At 52.7% G+C, this 11,309-nt stretch carries 13 protein-coding genes; 9 read left to right on the forward strand and 4 right to left on the reverse strand.

Features of this window, described 5'->3' with window-relative positions; all coding sequences use genetic code 11:
* The first annotated feature begins 139 nt into the window (after positions 1-139).
* Positions 140-784 (forward strand): orotate phosphoribosyltransferase, encoded by a 645-nt coding sequence (pyrE, locus tag ACV7NC_RS12215; protein ID WP_458152854.1) that lies wholly within the window; start codon positions 140-142, stop codon positions 782-784.
* A 36-nt stretch (positions 785-820) separates the two neighbouring features.
* Here the strand turns inward: pyrE and ACV7NC_RS12220 are convergent, their stop codons facing one another.
* Entirely contained in the window at positions 821-967 is a 147-nt protein-coding gene (locus ACV7NC_RS12220; RefSeq protein ID WP_458152855.1) for a hypothetical protein, read from the reverse strand.
* 38 nt (positions 968-1,005) lie between these two features.
* Here ACV7NC_RS12220 and ACV7NC_RS12225 point away from each other — a divergent pair, with 38 nt between their 5' ends.
* The 3 genes from ACV7NC_RS12225 (at position 1,006) to ACV7NC_RS12235 (ending at position 2,353) form a co-directional block, all read left to right on the forward strand.
* Positions 1,006-1,620, forward strand: a complete 615-nt coding sequence (locus tag ACV7NC_RS12225) for a PEP-CTERM sorting domain-containing protein (RefSeq protein ID WP_458152856.1) — start codon at positions 1,006-1,008, stop codon at positions 1,618-1,620.
* Positions 1,621-1,838: 218 nt separating this feature from the next.
* Positions 1,839-2,066 (forward strand): addiction module protein, encoded by a 228-nt coding sequence (locus ACV7NC_RS12230; protein ID WP_458152858.1) that lies wholly within the window; start codon positions 1,839-1,841, stop codon positions 2,064-2,066.
* The gene (locus ACV7NC_RS12235) at positions 2,063-2,353 is read left to right on the forward strand and encodes a hypothetical protein (RefSeq protein WP_458152859.1); all 291 of its coding nucleotides are present in this window, start codon (positions 2,063-2,065) and stop codon (positions 2,351-2,353) included. Before ACV7NC_RS12230 ends, ACV7NC_RS12235 begins: the two co-directional genes overlap by 4 nt.
* Positions 2,354-2,536: 183 nt before the next feature.
* Here ACV7NC_RS12235 and ACV7NC_RS12240 read toward each other — a convergent pair whose 3' ends face one another.
* The 3 genes from ACV7NC_RS12240 to ACV7NC_RS12250 form a co-directional block, all read right to left on the reverse strand.
* A complete protein-coding gene (locus tag ACV7NC_RS12240) occupies positions 2,537-5,314 on the reverse strand; it encodes an nSTAND1 domain-containing NTPase (RefSeq protein ID WP_458152860.1) in 2,778 nt (925 codons plus the stop codon).
* 130 nt (positions 5,315-5,444) lie between these two features.
* Positions 5,445-5,765 carry a nucleotidyltransferase domain-containing protein gene (locus ACV7NC_RS12245; protein WP_458152861.1) on the reverse strand — a complete coding sequence of 107 codons (321 nt, stop codon included), beginning with the start codon at positions 5,763-5,765 and terminating at the stop codon, positions 5,445-5,447.
* Entirely contained in the window at positions 5,762-6,175 is a 414-nt protein-coding gene (locus ACV7NC_RS12250; RefSeq protein ID WP_458152862.1) for a nucleotidyltransferase substrate binding protein, read from the reverse strand. The genes ACV7NC_RS12245 and ACV7NC_RS12250 overlap by 4 nt, the downstream gene beginning before the upstream one ends.
* Before the next feature lie 137 nt (positions 6,176-6,312).
* On the opposite strand from ACV7NC_RS12250, the gene ACV7NC_RS12255 reads away from it, so the two are divergent.
* From ACV7NC_RS12255 to bfr, 5 genes are all read left to right on the forward strand, one after another.
* Positions 6,313-7,056, forward strand: coding sequence for a hypothetical protein (locus ACV7NC_RS12255; RefSeq protein WP_458152863.1), 744 nt, complete (start codon positions 6,313-6,315; stop codon positions 7,054-7,056).
* A 239-nt stretch (positions 7,057-7,295) separates the two neighbouring features.
* Positions 7,296-7,994, forward strand: a complete 699-nt coding sequence (locus ACV7NC_RS12260; RefSeq protein ID WP_458152865.1) for a PEP-CTERM sorting domain-containing protein — start codon at positions 7,296-7,298, stop codon at positions 7,992-7,994.
* Between the two features lie 209 nt (positions 7,995-8,203).
* A complete protein-coding gene (locus ACV7NC_RS12265) occupies positions 8,204-9,160 on the forward strand; it encodes an NAD-dependent epimerase/dehydratase family protein (RefSeq protein WP_458152866.1) in 957 nt (318 codons plus the stop codon).
* Positions 9,161-9,172: 12 nt separating this feature from the next.
* Positions 9,173-10,408, forward strand: a complete 1,236-nt coding sequence (locus tag ACV7NC_RS12270) for an aminotransferase class I/II-fold pyridoxal phosphate-dependent enzyme (RefSeq protein WP_458152867.1) — start codon at positions 9,173-9,175, stop codon at positions 10,406-10,408.
* A gap of 235 nt (positions 10,409-10,643) precedes the next feature.
* Positions 10,644-11,111, forward strand: coding sequence for a bacterioferritin (gene bfr / locus ACV7NC_RS12275; protein WP_458152868.1), 468 nt, complete (start codon positions 10,644-10,646; stop codon positions 11,109-11,111).
* Positions 11,112-11,309: the final 198 nt, after the last annotated feature.

The following is an 11,309-nucleotide window of genomic DNA, read 5'->3' on the forward strand; positions in this document are numbered from 1 at the left end:
GATAAGCGAAGCGCCATCCACCAGGGCAGTTATTTCAACCGGATTATCGGTGGATGGCGCTGCGCTTATCCACCCTACAATGCCGTTTAAGTTCAGCGTTATAATTTGCATCTTTTTATTATTAAGAGTGATTCTGGTTATGTCCGACTTCCGGCAAGCGTTTATCCAATTCGCCATCGAACGCAATGTGCTGTGCTTCGGTGAATTTAAAACCAAAGCAGGGCGCTTGTCGCCGTATTTTTTCAACGCCGGATTATTCAACGACGGCGAATCGTTGCACAAACTGGGGCAATTTTACGCCAAAGCGATCGTTGATGCCGAGCTTCCGTTCGATACTTTGTTCGGTCCGGCGTACAAGGGCATTCCGTTGGTCAGCACCATCGCCATTGCGCTGGCTGAAATGGACAAAAACTATCCGTTTTGTTTCAACCGCAAGGAGGCCAAGGATCACGGTGAAGGCGGGGTGCTGGTCGGCGCGCCGATGGCCGGGCGCGTGCTGATCGTCGACGACGTGATTTCAGCGGGCACTTCTGTACGCGAATCGGTCGAATTGATCAAAGCCGCGGGCGCGACACCCGGTGGTGTCGTCATCGCGCTCGACCGCATGGAACGCGGCACCGGCGAACTTTCGGCAGTGCAGGAAGTGCAGCAACTGCACGGCCTGACGGTCACACCGATCATCGATCTGGACGATTTGGTCGCGTATTTGCATCATCACCCGGAGCTGTCGCAACATTTGCATGCGGTGCAGCGCTACCGGGATCAATACGGCGTAAATTACTAGGTAAACGCCGATTAGTCCGTCACACCGGCGAAATCTTCAGACCGTTGATTTCTCTGGATTCCGGCCTTCGCCGGAATGACGGATTCTGAATAATTCCGCAATTTCCCCGGGGAAACTATTGCGCTGGATCATGCCGGGTTTGACTCTGCATTCTTCTTTCGCTACATTAACTTCTCGCAACAAAGTGTTTATTTTTAAAAACTTTCCAATAGGAGCGTTTCATGAAAAGAACCATCGTTAGTGCGGTTATGATGTTGGGATTGATCGGCGGGACATCGGCCCATGCCGCTGTCACACTCTATACTTCTCAAGCCGCTTATCTGGCTGCCGTGGGTGCCACCAGCACCTATATCGACTTCGCTGGATCTCCGGCAGTCACTGTCGGCGGCGGCAGCTTTAGCCCGGCGATCACCTTCGGCACCTGCGATCTCGGGCTGGCAAGCTGCAGCTCCAGCGTGTTTCATAACAGCGACGGCATCACCGATACCGGCGGTGTCGCCGCGCCGAATTTTGTCGCAGCGGTCGGCGGCTACTTCTCCGATCCGGTGTACGCCTTCGGTTTTAACTACATCAGCGGCGGTATGGGCTCCATCGAATTGAACGGCTCGACGATCGTGCCGGTTGGCAGCGAAGCCTCGGGATTCGTCGGCATCGTATCGACGGACCCGATCGACGGTTTTGTCGGACTCAATTACGTTTTTCCAGCTACCGGTGGCCGTGACCGCTATTTCATCGACGATTTCTACATCAACCCAGTGCCGGAACCCGGCGTATGGGCGATGCTGCTCGCCGGTTTGACCTTACTTGGATTCGGCGCTGCCAGAAACCGCGGATAAGTTTTAGTCTTTGAATCGGGTGGAGCCAGAAGCCGTTCGGACGGCTTCTGGCTCTATTTTCATTCTATTGAGCTAGCTACGAAACGACGATTCACGAAAATTTTTTGCAGAGAATGATTTCACATCTGGTAATCGCTCGGGTTAGCAGTAAGCGTGAGCAGTTTGGATGTTATTATTGCGTGAATTAATGTATCCGATTCGCATGGGAGGTAATAACGATGAATCCAAAAAAAATGATCGAAGAAATTACCGCACTTCCAATAGAAGAACGCGTGATGATCGTCGATTCGCTGCTTCGCAGCCTCAACCAACCTGAATCCAAAATTGATAAAAAATGGATTGCAACCGCCCGCCAGCGTTTGATGGAAATGCGTACCGGATCGGTTGGTGCAGCAATACCGGGTAACGAGGTTTTTGACAGGATTTGGCAGCGTTTTCAAAAATGAGCTACTGGTTTCACCTCGATGCGGAAAGTGAATTTAACCAAGCGATCGACTATTACGAGGAGATTGAAACCGGACTTGGTTATGATTTTGCCATCGAGGTATATGCAACGATTCAACGCTCGCTTATTTATCCGAACGCATGGCCTGTTTTGGAAGGCGATATCCGGCGTTGTCTGGTCAGGCGTTTCCCGTACGGTGTTTTGTATTCGATTGAACCCAATGGATTGTTCATTCTGGCCATTATGAACCTGCATCGCGATCCGGATTATTGGAAACATCGCAGATAATTGCCTGTCCATTCCACTGTTCCGGTGCAATGCCCTGCGGTTATTGCACCTCACTTTTGTCGGGTTTTGGTAGGGTGGATTAGCAGAGCGTCATCCACCATGATGCGGTTTTACGCGGCGCCGCTTCGCGGCGCACAGTGAACAGCATTGCAGCGCATCAGCGTTCAGCGCGCCAGCGAACCGCTATTCGATGGGGGACTCACATAACACCCGGAAACCGACAAAGTCGAAGCGATAGTCCGGATGGAAGTCGAAGCGCGCCGCCGAGCGCGCGAAGCCCGGAACAAAGTACCAGGAACCGCCGCGCACCACGCGGAATTGCGAGTCAGCATTATCATCGTTGCAGTGTTGTTCGCCGCCATCAAACCGCTCGCGCCAATTAGAACAGGTCCACTCCCAAACATTGCCGGACATATCGTGCAAGCCGTATTGGTTGGCGGGAAAACTGCCTGCTGGTGCCGCTTCCTGGTTATCCCAGGAACTGCCGCAGCCGTTGCAATTGGCATTGTTGCTGCCGGGTTCGTCACCCCAATGGTAAGCGCTCGTGGTACCGGCGCGTGCCGCAAATTCCCATTCCGCTTCGGTCGGCAAGCGGCATTGCTTGCCTGTTTGTTCACTTAACCAGCGTGTATAGGCCATTGCTTCAAACCAATTGACATTGACGACCGGCCGGTCGCCGCGTCCGCCTTTGGCAGTATTCGGAAAAGTAATCGCCGTATTACCCGAGCGGTGTTGCTGCCAAACATGATAATCGTATTGCTCGTAGGTGATCTCGGTTGTGCTCAGGTAGAAAGGTTGTTCGATAGAAACTGATTTACCGGGTACTCCGAAGTGTTTCTCATATTCGCCAAGACTGGCGATGAATGCCGCATCTTGCTCGCCCATATTGAAGGAACCGGAAGGAATGGCGGTTAAAGCTGGCAGTATGGGGTCTCCAAAACGAAAACGCTGCAACGTCCAGATCATATCCGGGGATAGGTCGTGCTGCTGTATCCAGGCAATGGATTCCATGCCATATAAAGCAGTTATCGCGAGTATGGATGTCAATCCAAGCTGTACTCGCCGGCTCCATGCCAGAAAACGCCCCTCGATCGAATGCTTGGGAGTGCGTAATTGGCGAAATTTATTGAGTCCGAACCAACGCAAGTTCCAGATGCGCCCAAAGCCTTTGCTGTGCTGCCATTGCTTGCTTTCGTGCGCTAATAGTTGACGGTATTGGTCGCGATCGCGGTTGTTGTCGATGTAATCGAATAGCGTCGGCCAATAACCGGTTAATTTTCCCGTTGCGATGTCTCTGCCGCGTGCGCGGATCAGCGTTTCGTGGATCAGGTCGGCATAGTGCCGGTCTTGCTCTTGATTGATCGTGATCAAACGGAGCACGTCGTGGTGTTCAGTCTGCATGACAGAATGGTCGTGTTGCCCGGAAAGCATTTCGACCACTTTGCGCCCGGTCTTGTCATCACCATTGCCTGCGACAAAGACCGCTTCGTCCAAGGTAATACGCTGACGGGTATGGCGGCCTTCATCGTTGATACGCGTCAGACGCAGCAGCAATTCAAGCGCGGCCAATTTGCCTTGCGGAACGGCTTGATCGATACGAGCCAGCAATGCATCGGCTTGATTGCTGAGCATACCGGCAATGCCGCCCAGTTGTTGATATAACTGACCGCTGAGCTTATGGTCTTGCCGCTGCTGCCACAGCAGCAACAATGCATTTTCCACCAGCGGCAATGCGCCGATTTTGTCTTGGGTGTCCGTCAGGATCGCGGTGGTGATTTCGCTGACATCGAGACCTGCCAGCTTGGCGGGTTGCTCGATGCAGTCTTGCAAGCCTTGCGCGGAAATCAGCGGCAGGAAATAGCGCTTGCAATTTTCGTTATAGGCTGTTTGCAGTTGCGGCAGATATTCGAACCGGTCGAGAAAATCCGCGCGCACGGTGTTGATCAGAAACAAAGGACACTCCGGATCGGCCAGCGCATGGGCGAGCAATGCATCGAACTGTTTGCGCTCGGTTTCATCGGCGAAAGTGAACAATTCTTCGAATTGGTCGACGATTAAAAGATAAGCGCTGTTGGACTGCTTAAAATCCTTGAGGGTAAACGCCAGCGCGCGTGCATCTTCTTTGAGCCGTTTCAATCGACCCAACGAATCGCGCCGGGCGGGATCCTCGATCAATCCTTGTTCCAGCGTTTCCGCGAGTTTTTCCAATGGCGTCTTGCCGGGCATCATCGGTCCGAGGATGCGCCATTGCGCAAAACCGGTGCGTTCCAGCAAGAAACCTTGCTCGACCAGCGGCAGCATGCCGGCGTTGACCAGCGACGATTTGCCGGAACCGCTGTTGCCCTCGATTTGCAGCCAGCGAGAATATTTCTCGCCGTGGCTGCGCTGCGTTCTTTGCGGATCGATGCGTTGTTGGTCGCCCAAACCTTCCAAGGCTTTTAGCGTTTCCTGGCGGCGCCCGAAGAATAAAGCCGCATGTTGCCTGCCAAAAGCACTTAAGCCCAGAAAAGGACAACCCTCGAACGTTATGGCGTTTCCGCTGCGGGTGGCGCGGTTTTTGATTGCTGCAATCAACTGAGGCGGTAACGATTCGGATGCGTTCCAGCGAACCGATTGGAACGACGACAGAAATGCGGGGAGCGACACCGATTGCGCGTCTTGCAGCAGAACCGGAAAAATCGGTAACGAATTCGCCGCATCGGTCTTGGCATAATGCCGCCGCAGCGCCACATGGTACTCGGCGCTCACCCAGCGTTGCACACCGTCTTTACCGATCAGCAATATGAACGCCGTGCATTGCTCCAGTGCTTTCTCCAACTCGGCAATCCATTCATCACCGGGTTGGATGTTATCTTCGTCACGAAACGCGCTTAAACCGGCTTTTTCCAGTTCGGTGCGTAATTGCACGCAAGCTGCGCGGTCGGCTCGGCTGTAGCTGATGAATACCTGATCTGTTGGCATAATGGATGCTAGCGATGTCTTGGTTTTGCGATTATAAGCAAATTTCAGATTGATCGAATTGATGATTTTGGGTGTTGATGCGGGAAGCCTGGAGTGGATTCGGAAGGATGTTCCAGACTGACGCAGTAAGTTATTTTTCTTTGCAATAAATAGTAACCCCAACCCTATCGATATGCGCGATCAAACCGGTGTTTTCAAGCTGGCGGTATTGCGACAAATCGACGGTATACGGCAGCATCAGATCGTCAATTTCATTTTCGATTTGCATCAATTCATCGAACGGAATTTCGCTGCCTTTGATGGTCAGGTCGATATCGGAGCCGGCACGGTAATTTCCCTTGGCGCGCGAGCCATATAGCAGCACCGAGTCGATGGCGGCGTGTTGCGCGAATACGCTGTTGAGCTTTTCCAATGTGACGGGCGGTAAGCCGAACGGACGTTCTTCGGTCATGATAGGTATTTTCCCATTTCGTCTTTTAACGCGACGAACAAGGGGTAATACTGATGGATGATCGCATCGGTCAATCGCTCGGCGGTACGTTCATCGTAAGTGTGCGACGAAACATTGCGGCTTTGTATCATCGCCATCCATTGCTCACCGTCTTGAATCAATTCAACCTTGAAAGCTTCCCGGGTGGCATCCCTGGAGCCTTTGATATTTTGATTGCCTTGCGCTTGCAAGAAATCTTTCAGAAGATTCCAGGCCAATTCATGCGTGAATTCGAATGCCTGGATGACACCTTGTTTTTCCAATCCGCTAAGCGGGCGTTGTTGGCTGAGCTCAACGGCGCTTTGCAGCTGCAGCAAGGCTTTTTGGTAGCTGTTGAAACGCTGTTGCCAGCGGATATCGAAGTCATTCATGGTCATTTACTTTTCACGCAGCATCGCGGATGTTTGCATTGTCTTGATTTAACGATTATAAGCAAATTTCAGATCGATCGAATTGATGATTAATGCTTTTAATAATGTTTTGGATATTGTTGTAAGGAGCATATTAAATGATGTTTAAGCCGCTTGAGATGTTAAAACCTTTTCTGCTGATAGTCTCGATTGTTATCCTGTCCGGCTGCACAACGTTCCAGCATGACCCCACCACCGCTTACACCCGCGCAGTCACGGACGCGGTGGTGGCGGAGGAAAGTGAGATCAGCGACCGGCTGTTTGCCATCAATTCAGAGAATCAAGCATTGAAATGGCGGGATGGCAAGGTGCTGGTGGTGACGTGGAAAAGTTGGAAGTCGTTTGGTGAAAATTTCAATGAGAAGGCTCATACCTCGCTGGAAGAAAAGTATGTTACTTGGGTGACTGCGGTGCCGCAGGTACAGGATTTTTGTCAAAGCTTTGTAAAAAATAATCCAGATGGAGACTTGAATTTACGCTTGAAACAGTATTTAGGGCTCAATGCCGAGCGGGATTACGATGTGTTTATCGAGTTGTGGGTCGATCCGGCGGATGTGTTCCGGCCTTGCGTTGATCCGGAGATTCATGACAATCGTTGTGAATTGAAATTTGCCGAGAATGAAGTGCCGCAGGTGCGGAATATTGTCAATTATCCGGCGTTTTACAAAAATCTTTATTTTGACGATTTCCGCTCCCGCCCCGGCGTGCCGTGGACGGGGCTGGGGTATACCTACGATTGGGGCAATCCGCATAACCGAGTCGGCGCTAGCGAATATATCTTGCGCCCAGGGGCTCCTTATGAAATCAAGCACCCCGTGACAACGGCCGAGTATTGCCGCTGAATTTCTCGGTGATAGGCAGGTTGGATGCTCCAAAACCCGTAAAATTAGGACAAATGTCCTAGTAAACTAGGAGCGTTGTTCTATTGGGTTGGCCAGTGGCGTCGATTAAGATTCTTTTCAATATCCTTATGGATATTGCATTTTTCAAAAGACTATGATGGCTGAGGATATAGAAACTGATCAGCCGTTACGAGCAGCCTACGAAAGCTTTCTTTACTTCAGACTTGAAGGAGTATCAAATGAAAAAAACGCTTTTAACAACCACATTTTGTTTATCGCTCTTGGCGTTTACGTCTGTTACCCAAGCAGCGCCCGTTTTAATCGATTTTGACGATGTGTCCGGCTCCAGGGTTGAGATCACCAACCGCTACGCGGCATTGGGAGTGACCTTGAACGCCATCGACAATCCTTTCCCGCTTTCCGGCGCTTTTCCGGCGCCAGCGACATTGCCAACTATCCGCGGCGGCGTGTCGACCTGGACCGAAGGGTTTGCCTCCGCAGTTTCACCGCCTCAGGTCGCAGTCAGCATGCCGTATCCCGGAATCACCGAGTATGGGGATGGCGGCATCTTGATCAGCTTTGCGTTTGACGTGAACAGCGTGTCGCTGGTTGGGGTCGATAACGGCACCAGTGGCGGTGCGGATGACGAATCGGTAACGTTAACGGCTTATAACGCGGCGGGAAATCAAATCGGCCAGGTTTACAGCACTACCAACCTGCCAGGTTTGTATGATCAGACACCGGCTTCCATCGCTATGGACGGTATCCGCTATGTCGCGTTTAACTATACCGACTCCAATTTCGGTTTTTATTCCATCGATAATCTGGAATTTGTAGCAGCACCGATTCCTGAACCCAATATGGTGTTCATGCTTGGCGCGGGTTTACTCGCGTTATTCGCATTCCGCAGAAAGCTTAGCCGGGTTAACGTTCGATAATTTTTCACTGGAATCGGGACGCGATTCCATTCAATCAGATTCAACAATCATCGGCTAAGGCCGGTGGTTGTTGCCGTCAAAAACAGATCAGGCATTCGCTGTTGCTCAATAACTCAAGCCTGTGGCTTGAGTTCTCAGCCTTGCTGCCTCCGCAGTTTGCCGCGCAGTTCATGGCATAAGCCGGTATGATGCCGGTTGGGGAGGTGACGATGGTTAAAATTCTGGTGACCGGCGCGACCGGTCAGATCGGCGCGGAATTGACGCAGGCTTTGCGCCAGCGCTATGGCGCGGATAACGTGATCGCGGCGGGGCATCGACGTGAGCCGTCCGGTGCTTTGGCACAAGCCGGGCCGTATTGCAGCCTCGATGTGCGCGACGCGGCGGCGCTCGAAGCGGTGGTGGCCGGGCAGGGCATTACATTGATTTACCATTTGGCTGCGCTGCTTTCCGCAGTGGCGGAGGAACAGCCGCTGCGTGCCTGGGATATCAACATGAACGGTTTGCTGAATGTGCTGGAATGCGCGCGGCAGCATCGTTGCCAAGTGTTCTTTCCGAGTTCCATCGCCGCATTCGGCCCCGGCACGCCGCCATTCAATACGCCGCAAGATACCGTGCAGCATCCGTCGACCATCTATGGCATTACCAAAGTTACCGGAGAATTGCTGTGCGACTACTATTGTCATCGTTATGGCGTCGATGCGCGCGGCGTGCGCTATCCCGGATTGATTTCGAACCAGGTGCTGCCGGGCGGCGGCACCACCGATTACGCTGTCGATATTTTTTATGCGGCAGTGAGGAAGGGGCATTACGATTGCTTTCTAAGTGCGGATACGCAGCTCGACATGATGTACATGCCGGACGCCATCGCGGCGGCGGTGCAATTGATGGAAACCGATGCCAGCCGGTTGACACATCGCAATGGTTTTAACGTCACCGCGATGAGTTTCACGCCGGCGCAACTGGCGGCAGCGATTCAGCAGCATTTGCCGGATTTCACCATCGGCTATGCCGTCGATCCGCTGCGTCAGGGAATCGCCGATTCCTGGCCGCGCCACATGGACGATAGCGCCGCCCGCGCCGAATGGGGCTGGCAGCCGCGCTACGATTTGGCGGCGATGGTGGGCGATATGCTGCGGCATATCACGGCGAAATTGCGTAACGAATAAACGGAGGGCGACATGACGCTTGCAAGAATCGAACCGTTGTTCCAGGCAAAACTCAATCAGTTGCAGCAACAAGGCGTACGCAAGGGCGACGAGAAAATTGTCAGCGGTGTATTGCCGCCGTCCGATGGCTTCGGGCCGCGTTACCGGCTGCAAGGTTATGAGGATCGCGCGTTTTTGCGCATGAACTCGAATTCTTATTTGGGATTGGCGCGGCATCCGGCGGTAATCGAAGCGGAAATGCGGGCAACCGAGGAATTTGGCGCCGGGCCCGGCGCGGTGCGCTTCATCAGCGGAACCTACGCACCGCATGTGGAATTGGAGCGGCGGCTGGCAGCGTTTCATGGGCGCGAAGCGGCGATGTTGTTCAGCGCCGCGTATGCCACGATGGTCGGGGTATTGCCGCAATTGATTTCCGAGCAAACCTTGGTGGTCAGCGATGCGCTCAATCACAACTGCATTATCAACGCGATCCGGCTGGCGCACTCCGCCGGTAAAGCGATTTATAAACACAGTACCATCAGCGAACTGGAAACCATTCTGAGCACCAACCGCGACCGCTATCAGCGCGTGTGTGTCGTCACCGACGGGATTTTCAGCATGCGCGGCGATCATGCGCCGCTGGCCGAGCTAGCTGCATGTTGCGAACAGCATCAGGGCGATTATCCGGAAGGGATCGTCACCATCGTCGACGACTCGCACGGCATCGGCGCATCCGGTAAAACCGGGCGCGGCACCGAAGAAGTCACAGGCGTTCAGGCGGATGTATTGATTGCCACGCTCGGCAAGGCGTTCGGTGTCAACGGCGGTTATGTCGTGGCCAGCGCGACCACCATTGCCTATTTACGCGAAACCGCGCCGCTGTATATTTACTCGAATCCGATTACACCCGCCGAAGCGGCTGCTGCACTGGCAGCGCTGGATATACTGGAAAGCGAGGAAGGTTCGCGTTTGCTCGAACGGTTACGCCATTTCAGCCGCAAACTCCGGACTGGCTTGCAGCAGCTCGGTTTTGAAACACTCGACGGCGAACACCCGATCGTGCCTGTCTTCATTCGCGACACCGCCAAAACCGCTGCGCTGGTGGCGCATTTGTTCGAACACAACATCCTTGCCACCGGTTTGAATTATCCGGTCGTGCCGCAATGCGACCAGGAAATCCGCTTGCAGGTCTCTGCCGAGCATACCGCGAAAGATCTGGATTATTTGCTGGAGGTGCTTGACTGTTCTAGGGAAGTGCTGAGTAATTGACGATACGAGCGAATCATTGCGATGCGCGGTGCTCGCTCCCTAAGATACAGCGGCGAAATCGCAATCGAAACAGTATCAAGAATTATTATCGTTTATAATCAACAATTTGCCTATTGTAATTGTGTTGCATCATTCATATAATGCCGGGTGTTTGCATGAAACGTCGCTGACGCTTGCCCGTTTGAACAATCCGCAGGTGTTGGCAGTTATCCAATAGAATGAGAGGGTTACGATTATGAAAGGCAATCCAAAAATTATCGATTTGCTGAACAAGCTGCTGGCGGAGGAATTGACCGCGATGGATCAATATTTCGCCCACTCGCGGATGTACGAAGATTGGGGGTTCAACAAACTGTACGAACGCATCAATCACGAAATGGACGATGAAAAGCAACACGCGGATCAGTTGATCAAGCGGATTTTGTTGCTGGAAGGCGTGCCGGTGATCGGCAACCGCAGCCCATTGCGCATTGGCCGGGACGTGCCGGAGATGTTGCAAAACGACCTGGCGCTGGAACGCTCGGTGATTAACGAATTACGCAGCGCCATCGCAATTTGCGAACAGGAACGCGACTATCAATCGCGGGAGATTCTCGAAGGCATGTTGGCCGAAACCGAGGAAGATCACGCGCATTGGCTGGAACAACAGTTGGGATTGATCAACAGAGTAGGACTACAGAATTATTTGCAATCGCAGATGTGAGTGTAGCGGCATCGCTCATGACGCAATTAGCCATTTGTGCCATGAGCGATAGATTCAAACCGATCGCGAATTCATGAAATTAATATCAACCCGGATTCTCCGGGAGGCCGAGAAATAAACCCCAATTAACCGCCTGCTTGTTGTATTAAAGCACACCCGCTGGATCTATCATTGTTTCCGGTATCAGAAAAATCCATA

It is taken from the genome of Nitrosomonas limosa (genome assembly GCF_054188085.1).